The following is a 20,644-nucleotide window of genomic DNA, read 5'->3' as shown; positions in this document are numbered from 1 at the left end:
GGCGCCTGTTGCGAAATCATTAAAAAATAAACTGGAGAGATGGCAATGTCCCAAGATTTCTTTGAACTTCACCAGCCGGTGCTCGAAAAGGCCTTGCAGGCCGCCCGTGAACGCGGTTACTGGAGTCCGTTCGCAGAATCCCCCAGCCCGCGCAACTATGGCGAGACGGCTGCTCAGGACGGCCAGGCTGCGTTTGACGCCTTGCTCGGCAAAGCGTTTCCGCTCGTGGTGGATGGCGCAGAAGGCAGTGTGAGCGGTGAGGTTTCGCCTTTTGGCTTTCCGCTGAATATCCGCTATCCGCGCATCTCGCCGGATCGTCTCGTGGCTGCTGCGCAAACCGCCGGCGAGAGCTGGCGCCGTGCCGGCCCGCGTGCCTGGGTGGGCGTTTCGCTGGAAATCCTGACCCGCCTGAACCGGCGCAGCTTCGAGATGGCCCAAGCCGTGCAGCACACGACAGGGCAGGGCTTCATGATGGCTTTCCAGGCAGGCGGCCCGCATGCCCAGGATCGTGGCCTGGAAGCCGTGACCTATGCCTGGCAGGAAATGTCGCGTATTCCCGATGTCGCCATCTGGGAAAAACCGCAGGGCAAGAACGAGCCCATCAAGATGGAGAAGCGCTTTACCATCGTGCCGCGTGGCGTCGCGCTGGTGATCGGTTGCTCGACCTTCCCGACCTGGAACGGTTATCCGGGCCTGTTCGCGAGTCTGGCTACCGGCAACACCGTCATCGTCAAGCCGCATCCCTCGGCCATTTTGCCGCTGGCCCTGACGGTGCTGGTGGCGCGAGAAGTCCTGGCCGAGGCGGGCTTCGATCCCAACGTCGTGCAACTGGCCGCGCATGAGGCCGGTGATGACACGGCTCAACAGTTGGCGCTCAATCCCGCCGTCAAGTTGATCGACTTTACCGGCAGCAGCGCCAACGGCAACTGGCTGGAGCAAAACGCCCGCCAGGCGCAGGTTTACACCGAAAAGGCCGGTGTCAATCAGGTCATTATCGATTCGGCAGCCGACATCAAGGGTGTGGCGCGCAACCTGGCATTTTCGCTGGCGCTGTACTCGGGTCAGATGTGCACCGCGCCGCAAAACATCTATGTGCCGCGTGATGGTATCGACACCGCCGAAGGCCGTTTGAGTTTTGATGAAGTGGCGGCCGCCATCGCCAGCGCGGTTGAGAAGCTCTCTGGGGATGCCGCTCGTGCGGTTGAGTTGACCGGCGCCATTCAGAATGAAGCCACCGCGCAACGCATCGACGCTGCACGAGCGCTGGGCCTGCCGTTATTGGCCGACTCGCGCGTGCTGGAGCATCCGCAGTTCGCGCAGGCCCGCGTGCGTACGCCGCTGGTCTTGCGTGCCGACGCGGATGACGCCCGCATTTTCCAAGAGTGGTTCGGCCCTATCTCCTTTGTCGTTGCCACCGACTCGACCGCGCACAGCGTCAAGTTGGCGCGTGACACTGCCCGCGCACATGGAGCCCTGAGCCTGTCGGCCTACACCACCGACGACGATGTGGCGGCACAGGTGCAGGATGCGGCCGAGCAGGCTGGCGTGGCGCTTTCGCTCAACCTCACGGGTGCGGTATTCGTGAATCAGACCGCAGCATTCAGTGACTTTCACGGCACGGGCGCCAACCCTGCGGCCAATGCCGCATTGTCGGATAGCGCGTTTGTGGCCAACCGCTTCCGCGTGGTGCAGACCCGCCGTCACGTTTGAGGAGCGAGGCATGAGCTATCAGGATATTCAGTTCTCGCTGGCGGATGGCATTGCCCGCCTGACCTTGAACCGCCCGGACAAACTCAACAGCTTCACGGCCCGCATGCATGAGGAAGTGGCGGATGCCCTGACTCAGGTTGAAACGCAGGGCGCGCGCGTCCTCGTTCTGACCGGAGCAGGCCGGGGTTTTTGTGCCGGACAGGATCTTTCCGAGCGTCGTCCGGCGCCGGATGGCACGCCGCCCGATCTGGGAGAGACGGTCGAGAAATACTACGGCCCGCTGGTGCGGCGGCTGGCCGCGCTGCCCTTGCCGGTGGTGGTGGGTGTCAACGGGGTGGCGGCTGGCGCTGGCGCTAACCTGGCCTTCGCCGGCGATATCGTTATCGCCAAAGAGTCGGCCAGCTTTATCCAGTCATTCTGCAAACTTGGGCTGATCCCTGACACGGGTGGCACCTTCGTGCTGCCGCGACTGGTGGGACGCGCCCGCGCATTGGGTCTGGCCATGCTGGGCGACAGGATTGCAGCGCGTCAGGCGCAGGAATGGGGCCTGATATGGCAATGCGTGGCTGACGAGGCCTTCGATGACAGGCTGAATCAGCTCGCCAGCCATTTCGCCAAAGCGCCGACCCAGGGGCTGGCCATGACTAAGCGCGCTTTGCAGGCCAGCCTGGGTAACGATCTGGCCACTCAGTTGGATCTCGAGCGCGACATGATGCGTCAGCTCGGTCATAGCGCGGACTACGCCGAGGGCGTAGCCGCCTTTCTCGACAAGCGTGAACCACAATTCAAAGGGCAGTGATGAACGCAGCCGCAACACAAGTTGTACCGGATGATCCGCAAGCGCTGGCCGATGCGGTCGGCACTACCATGTATGCCGGCGATGCGGCCTCTCAGGCGCTGGGAATGAAGGTCGAGGCCATCGCTCCCGGCTATGCCCGCCTCGTCATGACGGTGCGTGGCGACATGCTAAACGGTCACAAGACTTGCCATGGTGGCTTCATCTTCGCGCTGGCCGACAGCAGCTTTGCCTTCGCTTGCAATTCGCGCAATGTCAGCACCGTGGCCTCGGGTTGCGTGATCGATTATCTGGCTCCGGGCTTTGAAGGCGATGTGCTGACGGCCGTTGCCCAAGAGCGTTCGCTGGCAGGTCGCACCGGTGTTTACGACGTTACGGTCACCAATCAGGACGGGCGCAATGTGGCGCTCTTTCGTGGCCGATCCTATCGGATAAAAGGGCAGATCGTCGGCAACGAAGCCGTGTGAGCCCGAGCTTTACTTATTGCGAAAGCGGCCTTTCGTGGCTGCGCAGAACAGGAGAGAGACACCATGCCCAACACCGTAAGCAAGCCGGGGCTGGACGCCATAGAACACGCCAGCCGAGATGAGCTGGAGGCTTTGCAGTTGGAAAGACTCAAGTGGACGCTGCACCACGCCTATCAGAATGTGCCGCATTACAAGCGCGCCTTTGATGAAGCCGGTGTGCATCCGGATGATCTGAAGCAGCTTTCGGATATCGCCAAGTTTCCCTTTACGACCAAGAAAGAACTTCGCGACAACTATCCTTATGGCATGTTCGCTGTGCCGCGTGAGCGCGTGGCGCGTGTTCATGCATCGAGCGGTACCACGGGCAAGCCCACCGTCGTGGGCTACACCCTCAAGGATCTGGACACCTGGGCTAATCTGGTTGCGCGCTCGATCCGTGCGGCAGGCGGCAAGCCCGGCGATATCGTACACGTGGCCTATGGTTATGGTTTGTTCACCGGCGGGCTGGGAGCGCATTATGGCGCCGAGCGTCTGGGGTGTACGGTGATTCCGATGTCGGGTGGCCAGACCGAGAAGCAGGTGCAACTGATCAATGATTTCCGTCCCGACATCATCATGGTCACGCCTTCTTATTTCTGCAACATTATTGAAGAGCAGCGCCGCCAGGGCCTGGACCCGCGTGCCAGTTCTCTGCGCATCGGTATCTTCGGCTCCGAGCCTTGGACTGGCCAATTGCGTGAGCAGGTTGAAAGCGAAGCGGCCATTGACGCAGTCGATATCTATGGCCTGTCGGAAGTGATGGGCCCCGGTGTCGCGAGCGAGTGCGTGGAAACCAAGGACGGTCCGGTCGTCTGGGAAGACCATTTCTACGCCGAGATCATCAACCCCGATACGGGGGAGCCCGTGGCCGACGGCGAGCTGGGCGAATTGGTGTTCACCTCGCTCACCAAGGAAGCCATGCCGGTCATCCGCTACCGCACGCGTGACCTGACCCGCTTGTTGCCGCCGACCTCGCGCAGCATGCGCCGCATAGGCAAGATCACCGGCCGCAGCGACGATATGCTGATTGTGCGCGGCGTCAATCTCTTCCCGACCCAGGTTGAAGAGCAGGTGCTTAAGATCAACCAGTTGGCGCCGCACTACCAATTGGTGCTCACGCGCAGCGGCAATTTGGATGAGTTGGAAATCCTGACCGAGTTGCGCCCGGAGTTTGGCCACTTATCCGAAGGCGAGCGTGCGGCGGTGGGCAAGGAGCTGCAACATGCCGTGAAATCCTATATCGGTGTGAGCGCGAGGGTGCAAGTCGCCGAGGTCGGCCTGGTCGAGCGCACGCTGACTGGCAAGGCACGTCGTGTGGTGGACAAGCGGCCCAAGTTTTGAGCGACCTCGGGTCGATGCGGTTTGGCTCAGGTCGATCCGCGCGCGAAGACTGGGAACGCCTATCTTCACGATGAGATAGACCAATCAGGGCTAAGCGAGACAGGGGGGCAGACAGCCCGGCTCTGAAGCGAGCCGGGCTGTCTTTATGGGCTTGTGCGGGGCTTGGTGTGCGGCAGGATCACCCTGTCAGTCCGGGCTCGAACGCTGGCGCAGCGTTTTGCGGCTAGGCAGTGTGGCGCAGGGCGATTAACGCAGCCTGGGGCGTCGTTGCAGGACGACGCCCGCATGGCCATAGCCGCTCCTCTGGCGGGTGCGCAACTCTTCCATATAACGCATCAATTCCGCCTCTGCCGAGCTGATTTCGGTGGCGATTTTCGTGGCTTCCCGGTTCATCATGCGATTGGCGGCCGCCAGGGTACGTTGGGCGCGTTGCTCTGCGTCGGACGAGGTATTCAATTCGGGGTGGGGGCGCTTGCTCATGGGAGGAGGCGGAATCTGCGATGTTGCGAGAATGTTTCTAAATTTTACATCCTTCTTGGAAGATACTGAAAGTCAAGGATTGCAAAGTCGCGGGCTTAGGCGCCGTATCGGTTCACGCCTCTCCTAGGCAAGTGTTGTGATCCGGCACCCTGCGCTCAGGAAGCGTCGTCTTCAGATTGAGTGAAGGCGCGGACAAGCCGGGAGATTTCCTCTAGCTCATTTTGCGCACCTTGCACCCAGACGGGCTGATCGAAAGGGCTGTTGTCAGCGTAGCTGCGTAAATCGTTCAGCAGTTCCAGCGCCATGTCGGTGGCTTGGGTGTGGCCGCGCGTGGAGAGCGCGATGGAAATGGCCAGGGCTTGGCGCAGGGCCAGTAGACGGCCGTCGAGTTCAGTTTCCATGGGGATATCCTGCATTGAGTGGAGTGGCTTCATTCTACGCGCCTGCTCTTGCGCCAAATCAAATGATGGCGGGTTCGCGACGCGCATAATCGCCACATGCTCTCAGCCACATCACGTACCGCGTTTCAGCCTGAGCTTCTGGATAAAGTCGCAAAAAACGGGCCTCGATACACTTCTTATCCCACTGCGGACAGACTGAGTCCCGATTTTGGCGCGGAGCAATGGCAGACCGCGCTGCGCGCCAGCGATCCGGCTGAGTCCTTGTCGCTTTATGTTCACATTCCGTTCTGTGATTCGGTTTGCTATTACTGCGCCTGCAATAAGGTCGTGACTCGGCACCACGAGCGTGCCACGCCTTATCTGGAGGCCTTGCGCGGCGAAATGCGTTTGCAGACGCAGGGGCTCGGTGCGCGCAGAACCGTGACACAGCTTCACTTTGGCGGCGGTACGCCCACCTTTCTTTCAGACGCCGAACTCGCAGAACTGATGGCGGATATCCGCCATCATTTTGATCTGGCGCCCCAAGCCGAAATATCCATCGAGATCGACCCCCGCACCATAGACGCGAAGCGTCTTTTTGCTCTGGCGGCGATGGGCTTTAACCGTTTGAGCTACGGTGTGCAGGATTTTGACCCGGCGGTGCAGGAGGCGGTGCATCGTGTTCAACCTTATGAAGCGGTGCGCGAGCTGATGCGCAGTGCCCGCGAGGCGGGCTTCCGTTCTATCAATGTCGATCTTATTTACGGCTTGCCACGGCAGTCGGTGGCGTCTTTTTCTCGTACCATCGCTCAGGTCGGCGAATTGCGTCCGGACCGTATTGCGTTGTATGCCTATGCGCATCTGCCTGCGCGTTTCAAGCCTCAGCGGCGCATCCTGGCGGAAGAGATTCCCGATCCGGCAAGCCGGGTTGCGCTATTGAGCGCGGCAATCTCAGGGTTCATGGATATGGGTTATGCCTACATCGGCATGGATCATTTCGCGCTGCCCGAGGATAGCCTTGCTCAGGCGCGGCGCGATGGCTCGCTGCACCGCAACTTCCAGGGCTACAGCACACAGCCGGATCGTGATCTGCTTGCGCTAGGCGTGTCGGCAATCAGCCAGATGGGCACGGTGTACAGTCAGAATCACAAGGATCTGGACGCGTACTATGCGGCGCTCGGGAACGGAGACTTTCCGGTTGAACGCGGGCTGCAATGCACCGAGGATGACCTGTGGCGGCGAGCCATCATCATGGACATCATGTGCCGGGGGCGAGTCGATCTTGGCGAGCGTAGCGCCGAGCGGGGAGAGGCGGATGCCTTTACCGAGGAGCTGCCTCAACTGCGGCAGCTCGAAGCCTTGGGTCTGTTGAAACTCGACGCTGGCGTGCTGATCGTGACGGAGCCGGGCTGGTTTTTTGTGCGGGCGATTGCAATGGTTTTCGATGCGCGCCTGCGTGATGCCGGGCTCAGCGATCGTTACTCGCGCATTGCCTGATCAGCCGCAGATATTCTGCTCGAATTTCTCGTTCAGATAGAGTGCCAGCGCCAGATCATCAGCCAGGCCCAGTTTTTTCATGGCTCGGCGCTTATGCGTGCTGATGGTCTTTTTGCTGCGCAGCAGTCGTGAGGCGACCTGGGTGACGGATAGGCCTTGGGAAATCTGCCGCAGCACTTCGAGTTCGGCAGTCGTCAGTTGCGAGTCCGGGTGAGCGGGTTCGGTGACTTGCGAGCGGCCGTCTTTCCAGCCGAGAAACTGCCGGCGGTCTGCGGCAGTCTGACGGATGACTTCGACCAGGGTTTCAACCGAAGCTTCCTTGGGCAGATAGGCGTTGGCACCGGCCCGGTAGGCGGCGAATTCGGTCTCGCTGTTTTTGCCGGCCGAGAAGGTGATGATGGCCATTTCAGGGTACTGACGGCGCAGGCGGCGGATGAAATCCATGCCGTCCCAGGGTTGGCGCGGCAGATAAAAGTCTACGACCGCGACATCACAAGGTTGTTGACGCAGGGTTTTGGACAAGGCGTCGGCGCGGGTTTCCACGCATTTGACCTCCAGGTCGGTTTGGTTGCGCAGATAGGCGGCCAGCCCCAGTGTGATGGCGGGATGATCATCGAGAATGGCCACGCGGATCTTATGGCTTGGGCGTGACAGCAGCATGTAGCGGCGTACGCCGTAGCCGGGATCGCCGGTTTCTTCGGGTTTGTCTTGGCTGGATGGAATGGGAGGTAGATTGTTCGACATGCTTTTAATCCTGAAAATTCTGTTAGAGCGGCTTTGTCCGATTGGGAGTCGCCTTAGAAGCGCAGGTTAAAGGCAATTTGGTGCAAATGGCGCGACGCGGAAAAATCGGGAAATGTCCTACATATGCGCGTAAAGTTGTCCTAAATGAATGCTTTTTGTTTCCTGGGTGATACGTCGCTTTACTGCGGTATGGCTTCCGGGATAGGCGTGAAAAGTGATACAATTAGGGCAGATTACCGAATGCATTCCGGCAGCACGTGGGATGTCAACGGTCTGATGCTTTACCTCTCATTCAAAGGGCCTCACATGTTTTGCGCGCTGGCACGAACTACGACCACGACCTATCGCCCCATGTCGCGTTAAGTCGTTAGTGGTGTTTGTTGTCGGCAGACAAAAAACGCAAAACAAACAGGCAGATAAAACGCGGCTAGATAGCCGCGTTTTTTGTTTCCAGGAATCCCGTCGATGGTACAAATCACTTTGCCGGATGGCTCGCAGCGCCAATATCCCGGGCCGGTCACGGTCGCGGAGGTTGCGCAGTCCATCGGAACCGGCCTGGCCAAAGCGGCCCTGGCCGGCCGAGTCACGGTCAACGATGCTGAGCCCAAGCTGGTCGATACAAGCTTTCGCATCGATCAGGATGCGAAGCTGGCTATCGTGACCGCCAAGGACGCAGATGGCCTGGACCTGATTCGGCACTCGACTGCGCACTTGCTGGCTTATGCCGTCAAATCGCTCTATCCGGATGCGCAGGTTACGATCGGCCCGGTCATCGACAATGGCTTTTACTACGATTTTTCGTATAAGCGCCCGTTCACGCCCGAAGACCTCCAGGCCATCGAGAAGAAAATGGCCGAGTTGGCCCGCAAGGATGAAGTCGTCACGCGCGAAGAATGGACGCGTGACGATGCCGTGGCGTATTTCAAGAGTATCGGTGAGAACTACAAGGCCGAGATCATTGCCTCCATCCCGAGCAATGAAAAGATCAGCCTGTATCGCGAAGGCGAGTTCATCGATCTGTGTCGCGGCCCGCACGTCCCGTCTACCGGCAAGCTCAAGGTGTTCAAGCTGATGAAGCTGGCGGGTGCCTATTGGCGTGGCGACAGCAACAACGAGATGCTGCAGCGCATTTACGGCACGGCCTGGGCGACCAAGGACGAGCAGGATGCCTATTTGCACATGCTTGAAGAGGCCGAACACCGCGACCATCGCAAGATTGGCCGTGACCTGGATCTGTTCCATTTCCAGGACGAAGGTCCGGGGCTGATTTTCTGGCATCCCAAGGGCTGGACGCTTTGGCAACAGGTGGAGCAGTACATGCGCGCGGTCTACCGCGACAATGGCTACCAGGAGGTCAAGGCGCCGCAGATCCTCGATCTGTCTCTGTGGAAGAAAACGGGGCATTGGGATAATTACCGTGAAAACATGTTCACGACAGAGTCGGAGAACCGTGTTTACGGCCTGAAACCCATGAATTGCCCTGGCCATGTGCAGATTTTCAATGCCGGCCTGCATTCTTATCGTGAACTGCCCCTGCGTTATGGGGAGTTCGGTCAGTGCCATCGCAATGAGCCTTCCGGCTCATTGCACGGCATGATGCGCGTGCGGGGGTTCACGCAGGACGACGGCCATATTTTCTGTACTGAAGATCAGCTTCAGGATGAGTGCGCCGACTTCACAGCGCTGCTGCAGAAGGTGTACCGCGATTTTGGTTTTACCGAGGTGCTGTACAAGGTGGCCACGCGGCCCGAGAAGCGCATCGGCAGCGACGAGATCTGGGATAAAGCCGAAACGGCCTTGATGGAAAGCCTGCGCCGCACGGGCTGCGAGTTTGAAATTTCGCCGGGTGAGGGCGCCTTCTACGGTCCCAAAATCGAATACACGCTGAAAGACGCCATCGGCCGCCATTGGCAGTGTGGCACCATTCAGGTGGATTTTTCGATGCCTGTGCGTCTGGGTGCTGAGTATGTCGATCAGAATGACCAGCGCCGCGCGCCGGTCATGTTGCATCGTGCAATTCTCGGTTCTTTGGAACGTTTTATCGGCATGTTGATCGAAAACCATGCGGGCGCCATGCCCCCGTGGCTGGCTCCGGTGCAAGCTGTTGTATGCTGCATTTCCGAGCCGTCTGCCGAATATGCGGCCAAAATCACACAAAGCCTGAAAAAACAAGGCTTTAGAGTACAGGCCGATTTGCGTGGTGAAAAAATCACTCGTAAAATCCGTGAACACAGCTTGCAGAAGGTTCCGTACATCCTCGTCGTGGGCGACAAGGAAGCACAAAATGGAACCGTCGCCGTGCGTGGGCTGGGCGGCCTGGATCTGGGCGCCATCCCCTTCGACGACTTTGTCGCGCGCCTGAATGAAGATGTCGCCAGCCGGCGCAACGTCGTTCAGCCAGACAGCAAGGCTGTTTAATCTTTCTAGGAGTTTTCAACATCGCCACTGAAAAAAGCATTCGCATCAACGGTGAAATCCGCGTCCCCGAGGTGCGCCTGATAGGTCTGGAGGGAGAGCAGCTTGGTATCGTCAAGATTACCGACGCTTTCCGTCTTTCAGAGCAAGCTGACGTGGATCTGGTCGAAATCGCGCCCAATGCCGATCCTCCAGTCTGCCGCTTGATGGACTTCGGCAAGTTCAAGTACCAGGAACAGAAACGCCAGGCCGAGGCGCGTTCCAAGCAAAAGGTCATCCAGGTCAAGGAAGTCAAATTCCGCCCGGCGACCGACGAGGGCGATTACCAGGTCAAGCTGCGCAATCTGCGCCGCTTCCTCGAAGAGGGCGACAAGGCCAAGGTAACGCTGCGTTTCCGGGGCCGTGAAATGGCTCACCAGGAACTCGGCATGCGGGTACTGGAGCGAGTGCGTGATGACCTGACCGAACTGGCCCAGGTTGAAGCGATGCCCAAGCTGGAAGGCCGTCAGATGGTCATGGTGCTTGCACCGAAGAAAAAAGCGGCTGTCACCAAGACCGATTCGGTCGGTTGACTCCGTAATCCCGGCCCGGGTCTTCCGAACAGGAAGATTCCGGGCCGCTTTGCGTCTGTAGTTCCACGCGGGGTGGGCCCGGTTGCGCTACGATGTATCAATCGGCTCCGCGATCTTCGTGCTGAAGAGGCGGGGCAGAGGTGTCAGGAAACGTAATGCACGTCTTGTTCATCATTGATCCCTTGCCGCAACTCAAGGCATACAAGGACAGTTCCGTTGCCATGATGCGTGCCCTCGTGGCGCGCGGCCACACACTGAGCGTGGCGCTTCAGGGCGATCTTTATATCGATGCAGGAACGGTGGCGGCGCACAGCCAGCCCATCGAGTTGCTTGCGGGCGCAGACCTGCATGAGCAGGGCTGGTGGCGTGATAACGGTCCGGCCGAGGATGTGCCCTTGTCGGCTTTCGGCGCCGTGCTGATGCGTAAAGACCCGCCCTTTGACATGGAGTACGTCTATTCGACCCATTTGCTCGAGTACGCGCAGGCTCAGGGCGCCAAGGTCTTCAACGCGGGTTCGGCTATCCGCAACCATCCGGAAAAATTGGCTATCACGGAAGTCGCCGAACTGACGGCGCCGACCCTGGTCACGCGCAATATGAGCCGCATCAAGGCGTTTCACGGGCTGCATGGCGATGTGATTGTCAAACCGCTTGATGGCATGGGCGGTACCGGCATTTTCCGTCTGCAACCCAATGAGGCCAATCGCAACGCCATTCTGGAAACGCTGACTGACAATGGCGCGCGGACCATCATGGCGCAACGCTACATCCCCGAGATCGTCAAGGGCGACAAGCGAGTGCTTATCATCGGCGGCGAGCCCGTGCCTTACGCCTTGGCCCGCATTCCGCTGGCGGGTGAAACGCGCGGGAATCTGGCTGCGGGGGGGCGTGGTGTGGCCCAGCCCTTGTCGGCACGCGACCGCGAGCTCGCACTGACTGTGGCGGCTAAAACCGCCGGACGTGGCCTGCTTCTGATCGGTCTGGATGTCATTGGCGACTACGTAACCGAAATCAATGTGACCAGCCCCACCTGCTTTGTGGAAATCACCGAGCAAACGGGTTTTGATGTCGCCGATATGTACGTCCAGGCGCTAGAGCGCGCTGCTGGCTAAGCGCAGGTAAGCCATGACCGGGATTGTTATTGTTGTTCATGCTCCCTTGGGCACAGCGATGCGCGAGAGCGTGCGACATGTGCTGGGCGACATCACCGATGTATTGGCGGTGCATGACATCGAGCCCGAAGACCTGCCCGACGATCTGGCGCCTCAGGTACTGCAAGATATCCTGCGCGTGAGCAAAGGGCAGGGCGTTCTGGTTCTGACCGACCTGATCGGTGCGACGCCGGCCAATATTGCCAAGCGTGCGGTGGCGGATGCGCAATCACAGGGTTTGCAGTGTTGCGTCCTTGCGGGACTGAATACTCCGATGCTTTTGCGGGCCCTGACTTATCGTAATTTGTCATTGGCCGAAACACGTGAAAAGGCCCTGGCAGGCGGCGTTCAAGGCTGCTTGCGTGTAGACTGATGCGGGGCAGGCTAGGCGTGCCCTGGTCCCCTGAATATCCACCTAGCGCGGCCTCGGCGAGCCGGGCTGTGACCACCATAGAATATGCCTACGTTAGATATTGTCATCAGCAATAAACTTGGCCTGCACGCCCGCGCAGCGGCCAAACTCACGCAGCTCGCCAGCAAGTTCAGCAGCGAGATATTCATTGCACGCGGCGCGCAACGTGTCAACGCCAAGAGCATCATGGGCGTGATGATGCTTGCCGCCGGCTTGGGTGTCACGGTCAAGGTTGATGCATCCGGCAGCGATGCCGAACAGGCCCTGGCAGAAATTCAATCCTTGTTCGAAAATAAATTCGGTGAACACGAATAGCGTCGAACCTAGTCATGCAGCGGGCGCCATGCAAGCGCCGCTGGCGCTTGCCGACGACGGGGCTGGCTCTGCCAGTCCCGTCTTGTCTTTGTTCGGTAAAGGCGTGGCGCGGGGCTATGCCATCGGCCGCGCCGTGGTCCTGGGCGCGGCAGCGCTTGAGGTCGCCCACTATCGTATCGCTGTGGAAGACGTTGCGGCAGAGTGCCAACGCCTGACTGAGGCGCTGGATCAAGCGCAGGCGGATCTGCTGCAATTGGCTGACAGCCTGCCCGAAGATGCGCCGCGCGAACTGGGCGCCATGCTGAATGTGCACAGCCTGCTTATCGGCGATCCGATGCTGGCAGAGCAGGCCCGCGCCTTGATCTCCGAGCGCTTCTATAACGCCGAGTGGGCGCTGACTGCGCAGGGGCAGGTGCTGAGTGAGCAGTTCGACGCGATGGAGGACGAGTATCTGCGCGAGCGTGGCGCCGATGTCCGGCAGGCGATCGAGCGTGTCTTGCTGGTGCTGTCGGGGTCTTCGACCATGCTGCCCGATTATTCACATGTCGCTGGCGACGACGCGCTAGTGGTGGTGGCGCACGATATTTCCCCGGCGGACATGCTGCGCCTGCGTGGCGGGCGCTTCGCCGCTTTTGTCACGGATCTGGGTGGACCTACGTCTCATACTGCCATCGTCGCCCGCAGCATGGGCGTGCCGGCCGTGGTGGCAATGGGCAATGTGCGCGATATCGTTCGTGATGGCGATGTGTTGATCATCGATGGCGCTGCAGGTGCGGTGGTGGTGAATCCGTCGCCGCGCATTCTCGATGAGTACCGGGCGCGCCAACGCAGCTATGCCGATGAGCGTGCAGAACTGGCCTTGCTGCGGGATGTGCCGTCCGTCACGCTGGACGGCATCGAGATCAAGCTGGAGGCCAATATCGAACTGCCCGAGGAGGCCGCGCTTGCGCTGGCCGCCGGCGCGGATGCGATCGGCCTGTTCCGCAGCGAATTCCTCTTCATGGGCCGCGAAGATCTGCCGAACGAAGAAGAACAGTATCAGGCTTATGCTTCGGTGGTGCGGACCATGGCGGGCCGGCCCGTCACCATCCGCACGTTAGACATCGGTTCTGATAAGACGCTGGATGGCGAAGCAACCGTCGCCACTAATCCAGCCCTGGGCCAGCGGGCCATTCGTTATTGTCTGGCGCGACCCGAGATGTTCGCTATGCAGTTGCGGGCCATTTTGCGGGCGTCGGCGCATGGCCCGGTGCGGATGCTGGTGCCCATGATTTCGCATATGCATGAGGTCAAGGCCGTGTATGCCGCGCTGGACTCGGCGCGGCGCGAGCTGGATCTGCGGGGCCAGCCCTACGCAGACCAGTTGGCGGTGGGGGCCATGGTGGAAGTGCCGGCCATGGCGATTGCCATCGAGCCTTTTGCTCAGGCCTTGGATTTTCTGTCCATCGGAACCAATGACCTGATCCAGTACACCCTGGCGATTGACCGCGGTGATCATGATGTGTCGGGCTTATACGATCCACTGCATCCGGCTGTGTTGCGCCTGATTGCCGCCACGATCAATGCGGGGGTGCGTGCCGGTATCCCGGTGGCGGTATGTGGCGAAATGGCGGGTGATTCCCGTTTGACACGCTTGCTGCTGGGCTTGGGCCTGACCGAATTTTCCATGCATCCGCAGCAATTGCTGGACGTCAAGCGTGAGGTGCGTCGCGCCCATTCCAACGCCCTGCGCGTGAAGGTGGCCACGGCATTGAACCGCGCCTTGCCGGTCGATCTGGATTATCTGGATGCCGCCTGAGACCGGCCGGCGCAAAGGCGCCGGTCTGTCTCAGTGCATCATGCCAATCAGCAAGTAGCCGTCGAGCAGCACAATCCCCGTCGTGGCAGCGATGGCTGCCCAGGCCCAGGCGCCATTCAATTTCCAGTGGCCCATGACATCGCTCCGGCATGCCAGCAACACCAGCGGTATCAGGGCGAAGGGCAGAGCCAGGCTGAGAATGACTTGGCTCAGCACCAGAATGCTGTCAGGGTCTTGCCCGCCGCTGGCAATCAGCATGGCGGTCGCGGCCAGGGCCGCCACGACGCGCGTCATCAGGGCGCGGCGCGACGCGGAAAGCTGTTTGCCGCGTTCAAAACCCGAAGAAAGAATCTTGCCCGCCATAACGCCGGTGATGGTGGAGCTTTGGCCAGCCGCATACAAGGCAAGGGCGAACAACAAGGCCGCGCCAGCGCCCAGCGTTTGGCCGATCGCATGGTGTGCGGTGTCCAGGTTGGCGACGGCAGGCCCTTCCCCAGCTAGGGAGGCCGCGGCCACGATCATGATGGCCGAGTTGACCAGCATCGCAAAACCCAGAGACAGCAGGGTGTCGTTGCGTGCTACCCGGAACGCCGCACTGCGCATCGAGTCGGGCAGGTCGCGCGCGCGTTGTGACAGCGTGCCGGCGTGCAGATAGAGATTGTGCGGCATCAGGGTGGCCCCCAGAATGCCGAGCGCGATCATGAAGCCTTCCGGGTCGGCCAGCGCGCGGCTGCTTTGAGCGATGCCATGGACGATGTCGCCGGCGGCGGGGTTGGCCTTGGCCATTAGCACGATAAAACTCAGGGCTACCACGCTCAGCAGGATGGCGATGACCCGCTCATGGCGCTCCACGTTGCCGCGCGCAATGTAGAACACCGTGAAGGTGGCGATACCGGTCAGCGCCACGCCTGCCATCAAGGGCAGGCCGAAGAGCAGGCGCAGCGCAATGGCGCCGCCGATCAGTTCGGCGAGCGCGGTGGCAAGAATGGCGGCTTCGCCGGCCAGCCAGGCCGCGGTGGCCGCGTGACGCGAGAAATGGCGCGCCGTGAGCGCGGCGAGATCCTCACCGGTGGCCAAGGCCAGCCGCGCCACCAGGATCTGAAAGCCCATGGCCAGTACAGCGGCCGCCAACACCACCATCAAGAGGCCATAGCCGAAACCCGCGCCGCCGGCGATATCTGTTGCCCAGTTACCGGGGTCGATGTAACCGACCGCCACGAGAACGCCTGGCCCGATCAGGCGGCGCAGGCCAGGATGGCGGGCTGCAGGGCCGGACAAAGCAAGAATCAAGCGAGTCATAGCATACCTTTATGAGAATGGTTCTCATTCTATATCTAATCATATACTTGTCCAATGATTTGCTTCTTATGCTGTGATAGGGGCAGGCAATCGGTCGGGAAAATGGGGGAAAAGCGGGAATGCGGTGATAATGCCGCGCAGGAGGAATAGCATGCAGATCATCGATACCGACGCGACGCGCCGGGTTCTGGCCTTTGACGCCGTCGTCCCCACCTTGCGCGAGGCGTTTGCGGGTGCTTATACGGTGCCGCCGCGCGGCGTGCACAACATCGTTTCCGGCGACCGCCAGGGCACGACGCTTATCATGCCCGCATGGAGCGAGGCAGGGTATTTCGGCGTGAAGGTCATCAACATCTTTCCTGAAAACACGCGCGATGGTCTGCCAGGCTTGCACGCCACCTATACGTTATACAGCGCTCGCAGCGGTGTGCCGCTGGCCCAGGTCGATGGCGACGTGATCACGGCTTTCCGCACGGCCGGTGCGGCAGCGCTCGGCGCTGACTATCTGGCTCGCCGCGATGCCCGTCGTCTGCTGGTGTTGGGCTCGGGCCGTATCGCGGGTCTGGTGCCTGCCGCCATGAGGGCTGTGCGGCCCATCGAGGAGGTGCTCATCTGGAATCTGCGACCGGCAGGCGCCGAAGCCTTGGCCGCCAGCCTGCGCGAAGAGGGTATCGAGGCCCGCGCCGTGAGCGATCTGCAAGAGGCGGTGCAGGGGGCCGACATCATCAGCTGTGCAACCCTGTCTACCGTCCCTTTGGTGCGCGGCGAATGGCTGCGGCCGGGCACCCATCTCGACCTGATCGGCAGCTTCAAACCCGAAATGAAAGAAACCGACCCGGCGTGTTTTGCCAGCCATGCGGTGTATGTCGATACCGATGAGGCGCCGACCAAGTCGGGTGATCTGTTGGAGGCCTTCAAGGCGGGCACGCTGACGCCGGCCGATATCCGGGGAACCCTGTTCGACCTCGTGGCTGGACGGGTGGCTGGCCGTTGCGATGACCGTCAGATCACGGTTTTCAAGGCGGTGGGCAGCGCACTAGAAGATCTGGCGCTGGCGGCTCAGGTCTATGAGGCGCACCGGGACTGAGGGTGCTTACGGGTGGGCGGACTTGTCGGCATGAGGCAGAATAGGGACCTCGTGGCGCTGCGCCGCCTTTCGTTTTTTCTCCACACGGAACCTCATCATGCTCTCGATTCTTCAGCGGTGCGCTGTCTTTGCGGTGGCCCTTGGTTGCGCTGCCAGCGCCCGGGCCGAAGTCGTTATCGGTGTCGATGTCTCTACCACCGGCCCGGCGGCGGCCATAGGCATCCAGACCAATAACGCCATCCGCCTTTGGCCCAATACGTTGGGCGGGCAGCCGGCGCGCTATGTCGTCCTGGATGACGGCACCGACGTGAGCCGGGCGGTCAAGAACCTGCGCAAACTGACCTCGGAAGACAAGGTCGATGCCATCGTCGGGCCCAACATTACGGCCGCCGCGCTGGCTGGTCTGGATGTGTTGGCCGAAACCGGCACGCCCATGATTGCTTTGGCGGCCTCTGCCGTGATCGTCGAGCCGCTGTCGGACCCCAAACGAGCCTGGGCATTCAAGATGCCGCAGAATGACTCGCTGATGGCCTCTGTGCTGGCGCAGGATATGAAAAAGAAGGGCCTGAATTCGGTCGCCTTCATCGGTTTTGCCGATTCCTATGGCGATAGCTGGTGGAAGGAGTTCAGTGCCGCCGCCGAAGCCGCCGGCCTGAAAATTGTGGCGCAGGAGCGTTTCCAACGCACTGACGCCTCGGTGATGGGCCAGGTGCTCAAGGTCATGGGCGCCAAACCCGATGCCGTGCTGATTGCCGGCGCGGGCACGCCGTCGGCTTTGCCGCAAAAAACTTTGCAGGAGCGGGGCTACAAGGGTGCGGTGTACCAGACGCATGGCATTGGCACGCTGGAATTCCTGCAAGTGGGCGGCCCGGCCGTCGAAGGGACCTTGTTCCCGACCGGCCCGGGCGTGGTGGCGCGCGAGCTGCCCGACAGCAACCCCGTCAAGAAAGTGGCGGTCGCTTTCGCCGATAAGTACGAGGCGCAGTATGGCGCCCACACGCTGACGCAGTTTGCCGGTGACGCTTATGGCGCCTGGATGTTGTTGGACTCGGCGGTGAGCCGCGCGCTCAAGACGGGCGCCAAGCCGGGCACGCCGGAGTTTCGTAACGCCCTGCGTGCCGCACTGGAAAATACCTCTGATCTGGTGGTGCCCAATGGCGTGCTGAATATTACGCCCAAGGATCATCAGGGTTTTGATGAGCGTGCCCGCGTGATGGGCGTCATTAAAGACGGTAAGTTCTCGTATGCCAGCCAGCCCTGATAGATACCAGGGTTAGCTGCGCTAATTTCCCGGGGGCAGGCACTATCCTGCCCCTTGTTCTTGGCATTCAATTCGTAGTCAAACGATTTGTTTGAGTACGAATGGGATTGTCTGAGGGGAGTGTCAAGCGAGCAACGCGCAGGTTTCGGCGCACAGCGGCGGCGTTCAGCTGCGGCCTGTACTGCCGAAACCGCCGGCGCCACGTTCGGAGGCGCCGAACTCATCGACGACATTGAAGCTTACCTGTTGCACGGGCACGATCACCAATTGCGCCAGACGTTCCATGGGCTCCAGGGTGAATGCTGTCTGGCCCCGGTTCCAGGTCGACACCATGAGTTGGCCCTGGTAGTCAGAGTCGATCAGGCCTACCAGATTGCCCAGCACAATGCCGTGCTTATGGCCCAGGCCCGACCGGGGCAGGATGATTGCCGCGTAGCCAGGGTCTGCTACGTGAATGGCCAGCCCAGTAGGCACGAGCGTTGTTGCGCCCGGCTCCAGGGTAATGGCTTTATCGATGCAGGCACGCAGATCGAGCCCGGCCGAGCCCGGCGTGGCGTAGGTGGGCAGGTAGTCGCGCATGCGCGCGTCGAGGATTTTGAGATCGACGGATTTCATGGGTGGAACACAACAAGAAGAGGGAGCCTGTCTGGCGCTCAGGGTTTGGGCGGCAGGTTCAGGGGCGGAAGGTTGCGTGCAGGCTGGCGCGACAGCGCCAGCGCGCGGGCAGCACGGCGGAACAGCCAGAAGCCGATCAAGCCGGGAATGAGAATTCGGATGACATTATCGTGCTCGCCCGCTGCGAAGGAGGCGAAGTTCCATACCGCCAGGCAGATCGCCACAAAGCCCAGCATACGCAGGGTCGAGCTGGTCTGGCGATAACGCGCCTGTTCGGCCATGGTGGGCGCCTGGGTTTCGGCTGCCGGGCTGATGTTCAGCTTGGGCTTGGCGCGCCGCGAGGGGACTTCGCCGGGGGCCTGTGCAACGGCTGTGTTTGCCGGTTCTGTTGGCAGGCGGGTGCCGGCGGCCGCAGGCGCACTGCGGGACAGTTCTTCGACGTAGCGCGCGAAGTCACCGTTTTTGGGTTCGCCTGGGATCGACATGACGCTCCTGCTCAGGGTTTGGAACGGCGGGCCGGTTGGCGCCGCTTTTTCAGCATGGCGGCGGCCAGCCAGACGCCAAGCAGCACAGAGGCCAGTGCCCCCGCGATCAGGCCGAATTGCTGGCTGTCACGAGCAGCGGAAAGACCTTTGGCGGCAAAATAGCCCGGCGCCAGCATGGCTGGCAGCCAGACGGCGGCAGACAGGATATTGGCGAGCTGAAAGCGGGCGTGCTTCATGCCCATAATGCCGGCCACCGTGGGAATGGTAGAGCGGATGGGGCCCAGAAAGCGGCCCAAAAACACCGAGGCGAAGCCGTAGCGGCTGAAGAACAACCGGGCGCGCGCGACGGCCGTGCGTTGCGTGGACAGCGGCCAGCGGCGGGTAATGCCGGGCCCGAGCCAGCGGCCAATGAAATAGGAGAGCGCATCGCCGACGACTGCGCCCGCTATGCCCCAGATCAGGATGCCCCAGGGCGGCAGAGTGCCCGCGCCGATCAGGCCCCCGGTCAGCAGCATCAGCGCCGTGGCGGGTATCAGCAGGCCCAGAATCAGCATGGACTCGCCCAGGGTAAGTAAAAAGGTTATCGGTCCGGCCCATTCCTGGTTGGCTTCGATGAACATCCCGATCTTGTTGATATACGAGTCCATGCGCAAATGAATATGAGTAATCCTGTATCTTAACGCCTGCGAAGCGGGGACATAGCGTCTCGGACGTTTGTTCGGATGGGGCGGGATTCATGGATTCAGTAACACAAGCGGTATTGGGCGCAGGGATACAGGCAACGTTGTTGGGGCGCTGGCAGGGACGGCGTGCGCTGCTTTATGGCGCGGCGCTTGCCACGCTGCCGGACCTGGATGTGTTGATCCGCTATCCCGACCCGGTTTCGTCCATGACCTATCACCGGGGTTTTTCGCACTCGATTTTCGTGCTGACGGCGTTTGCCCTGCTGCTGATGTGGCTGATTCGCAAACGTTGGCCGGCAGCAAAATACTCGGCGGCCCGCCTGTTTCTGACCTTATGGCTGGTGCTTGTCACGCACCCGTTGCTCGATGCGTTTACGGTGTACGGCACGCAGTTGTTCTGGCCTATTCCCTGGATACCGGAGAGCTGGTCGTCTGTATTCATCATCGATCCGGTGTATACCCTGCCGCTGCTGTTTGCAGTACTGGCCGCCGGCGTGAGCGGTGTATCTGAACGGATGCGGCGTATTCTGGGGGCTACCCTGTTATTCAGCACGGCCTATCTATTCGCCGGGCTGGCGGGGCGTTTTCACGCCGAGCGCGAGGTGACGGCGGCCTTGCGCGCACAGGGCGTGCAGCCTACGCAGGTGTTGGCAACCCCTACGCCTATGAATATTCTCTTGTGGCGGGTTATGGCCAAGACCGATGGCGACCAGTATTACGAAGCGCTTAGCGGCTGGTTTGACCGTCAGCCGCCGGAGATCGTGGCCCAGCCGCTTAATCTCGAACTGGGCCAGGCGCTGGCCGGTGATGCCTTGTTGGCCCGTTTGCGCTGGTTTACCAATGACTGGCTGCGTTTTGACGCGATGGGCGACAATCTGGTGGTTACGGATCTGCGCATGGGTATGCCCGGCTACCATAACTTCCGTTTCGTGATGGGCGAGCGCGACAACGGACAATGGCGGCCGGTTACCCCTGCACGCTGGCCGGCCGATCGCGGCGGATGGAATGAGCTGCGGCAATTGTGGGCGCGCATCGTAGGCGCGCCTCTGCCTCTGGCCGATTGGGCCAAGCGCAATTTTTACTGATACCTAAGAATG

Annotated in this window: 21 protein-coding genes; 14 read left to right on the top strand and 7 right to left on the bottom strand. The window is 60.8% G+C overall.

The annotated features are described in order from the left end of the window. Positions 1-45 precede the first annotated feature (45 nt). The 4 genes from paaN to paaK all read left to right on the top strand — a co-directional run bounded on the left by paaN (position 46) and on the right by paaK (position 4,353). Positions 46-1,710: a phenylacetic acid degradation protein PaaN gene (paaN, locus tag U0029_RS10820; protein ID WP_114851897.1), complete on the top strand. Its 1,665-nt coding sequence runs from the start codon at positions 46-48 to the stop codon at positions 1,708-1,710. Positions 1,711-1,720: 10 nt separating this feature from the next. After that, positions 1,721-2,509 (top strand): 2-(1,2-epoxy-1,2-dihydrophenyl)acetyl-CoA isomerase PaaG, encoded by a 789-nt coding sequence (gene paaG / locus U0029_RS10815; RefSeq protein ID WP_114851898.1) that lies wholly within the window; start codon positions 1,721-1,723, stop codon positions 2,507-2,509. Further along, positions 2,509-2,973, top strand: coding sequence for a hydroxyphenylacetyl-CoA thioesterase PaaI (paaI, locus tag U0029_RS10810; RefSeq protein WP_012417068.1), 465 nt, complete (start codon positions 2,509-2,511; stop codon positions 2,971-2,973). Before paaG ends, paaI begins: the two co-directional genes overlap by 1 nt. Positions 2,974-3,036: 63 nt before the next feature. Continuing rightward, entirely contained in the window at positions 3,037-4,353 is a 1,317-nt protein-coding gene (paaK, locus tag U0029_RS10805; RefSeq protein WP_114851899.1) for a phenylacetate--CoA ligase PaaK, read from the top strand. Between the two features lie 246 nt (positions 4,354-4,599). Here paaK and U0029_RS10800 read toward each other — a convergent pair whose 3' ends face one another. Both U0029_RS10800 and U0029_RS10795 read right to left on the bottom strand, forming a co-directional pair. After that, positions 4,600-4,833 carry a hypothetical protein gene (locus U0029_RS10800; RefSeq protein WP_114851900.1) on the bottom strand — a complete coding sequence of 78 codons (234 nt, stop codon included), beginning with the start codon at positions 4,831-4,833 and terminating at the stop codon, positions 4,600-4,602. Between the two features lie 155 nt (positions 4,834-4,988). Beyond that, positions 4,989-5,234 carry a hypothetical protein gene (locus U0029_RS10795; RefSeq protein WP_114851937.1) on the bottom strand — a complete coding sequence of 82 codons (246 nt, stop codon included), beginning with the start codon at positions 5,232-5,234 and terminating at the stop codon, positions 4,989-4,991. Positions 5,235-5,330: 96 nt separating this feature from the next. On the opposite strand from U0029_RS10795, the gene hemN reads away from it, so the two are divergent. Next, positions 5,331-6,710, top strand: coding sequence for an oxygen-independent coproporphyrinogen III oxidase (hemN, locus tag U0029_RS10790; RefSeq protein WP_012417072.1), 1,380 nt, complete (start codon positions 5,331-5,333; stop codon positions 6,708-6,710). On the opposite strand, the gene U0029_RS10785 is transcribed toward hemN, so the two are convergent. Beyond that, positions 6,711-7,454, bottom strand: a complete 744-nt coding sequence (locus U0029_RS10785; protein WP_114851901.1) for a response regulator transcription factor — start codon at positions 7,452-7,454, stop codon at positions 6,711-6,713. Positions 7,455-7,919: 465 nt separating this feature from the next. On the opposite strand from U0029_RS10785, the gene thrS reads away from it, so the two are divergent. The 6 genes from thrS (at position 7,920) to ptsP (ending at position 14,117) form a co-directional block, all read left to right on the top strand. Beyond that, on the top strand, positions 7,920-9,872 hold the full coding sequence (thrS, locus tag U0029_RS10780) for a threonine--tRNA ligase (protein ID WP_114851902.1): 1,953 nt from the start codon (positions 7,920-7,922) through the stop codon (positions 9,870-9,872). Next, the gene (gene infC / locus U0029_RS10775) at positions 9,872-10,441 is read left to right on the top strand and encodes a translation initiation factor IF-3 (RefSeq protein ID WP_231838710.1); all 570 of its coding nucleotides are present in this window, start codon (positions 9,872-9,874) and stop codon (positions 10,439-10,441) included. Before thrS ends, infC begins: the two co-directional genes overlap by 1 nt. A 155-nt stretch (positions 10,442-10,596) precedes the next feature. Beyond that, entirely contained in the window at positions 10,597-11,553 is a 957-nt protein-coding gene (gene gshB / locus U0029_RS10770; protein WP_114851903.1) for a glutathione synthase, read from the top strand. A 13-nt stretch (positions 11,554-11,566) separates the two neighbouring features. Continuing rightward, positions 11,567-11,965, top strand: a complete 399-nt coding sequence (locus U0029_RS10765) for a PTS sugar transporter subunit IIA (protein WP_012417077.1) — start codon at positions 11,567-11,569, stop codon at positions 11,963-11,965. Between the two features lie 84 nt (positions 11,966-12,049). After that, positions 12,050-12,319: an HPr family phosphocarrier protein gene (locus tag U0029_RS10760; RefSeq protein WP_012417078.1), complete on the top strand. Its 270-nt coding sequence runs from the start codon at positions 12,050-12,052 to the stop codon at positions 12,317-12,319. Between the two features lie 103 nt (positions 12,320-12,422). Further along, the gene (gene ptsP, locus U0029_RS10755) at positions 12,423-14,117 is read left to right on the top strand and encodes a phosphoenolpyruvate--protein phosphotransferase (protein ID WP_086935828.1); all 1,695 of its coding nucleotides are present in this window, start codon (positions 12,423-12,425) and stop codon (positions 14,115-14,117) included. A 30-nt stretch (positions 14,118-14,147) separates the two neighbouring features. On the opposite strand, the gene U0029_RS10750 is transcribed toward ptsP, so the two are convergent. Continuing rightward, on the bottom strand, positions 14,148-15,416 hold the full coding sequence (locus tag U0029_RS10750; RefSeq protein ID WP_012417080.1) for an Nramp family divalent metal transporter: 1,269 nt from the start codon (positions 15,414-15,416) through the stop codon (positions 14,148-14,150). 151 nt (positions 15,417-15,567) lie between these two features. Between U0029_RS10750 and lhpI the strand changes: the two genes are divergently transcribed. Further along, positions 15,568-16,503 carry a bifunctional Delta(1)-pyrroline-2-carboxylate/Delta(1)-piperideine-2-carboxylate reductase gene (gene lhpI, locus U0029_RS10745; RefSeq protein WP_114851904.1) on the top strand — a complete coding sequence of 312 codons (936 nt, stop codon included), beginning with the start codon at positions 15,568-15,570 and terminating at the stop codon, positions 16,501-16,503. A gap of 97 nt (positions 16,504-16,600) precedes the next feature. Next, entirely contained in the window at positions 16,601-17,764 is a 1,164-nt protein-coding gene (locus U0029_RS10740; protein WP_012417082.1) for an ABC transporter substrate-binding protein, read from the top strand. 165 nt (positions 17,765-17,929) lie between these two features. Here the strand turns inward: U0029_RS10740 and dut are convergent, their stop codons facing one another. Genes dut through U0029_RS10725 form a run of 3 tightly spaced genes read right to left on the bottom strand, consistent with a single transcriptional unit; the run spans position 17,930 to position 19,511 of the window. Then, positions 17,930-18,379 carry a dUTP diphosphatase gene (gene dut / locus U0029_RS10735; protein WP_012417083.1) on the bottom strand — a complete coding sequence of 150 codons (450 nt, stop codon included), beginning with the start codon at positions 18,377-18,379 and terminating at the stop codon, positions 17,930-17,932. A 38-nt stretch (positions 18,380-18,417) separates the two neighbouring features. After that, a complete protein-coding gene (locus U0029_RS10730; RefSeq protein ID WP_012417084.1) occupies positions 18,418-18,864 on the bottom strand; it encodes a hypothetical protein in 447 nt (148 codons plus the stop codon). An 11-nt stretch (positions 18,865-18,875) separates the two neighbouring features. Continuing rightward, the gene (locus U0029_RS10725; protein ID WP_012417085.1) at positions 18,876-19,511 is read right to left on the bottom strand and encodes a DedA family protein; all 636 of its coding nucleotides are present in this window, start codon (positions 19,509-19,511) and stop codon (positions 18,876-18,878) included. Between the two features lie 89 nt (positions 19,512-19,600). On the opposite strand from U0029_RS10725, the gene U0029_RS10720 reads away from it, so the two are divergent. Next, the gene (locus U0029_RS10720; protein WP_012417086.1) at positions 19,601-20,632 is read left to right on the top strand and encodes a metal-dependent hydrolase; all 1,032 of its coding nucleotides are present in this window, start codon (positions 19,601-19,603) and stop codon (positions 20,630-20,632) included. Positions 20,633-20,644 lie beyond the last annotated feature (12 nt).

Source organism: Bordetella avium (assembly GCF_034424645.1).
Lineage (GTDB): Bacteria > Pseudomonadota > Gammaproteobacteria > Burkholderiales > Burkholderiaceae_B > Bordetella > Bordetella avium.
This window is presented reverse-complemented; position numbering and strand designations above follow the sequence as displayed.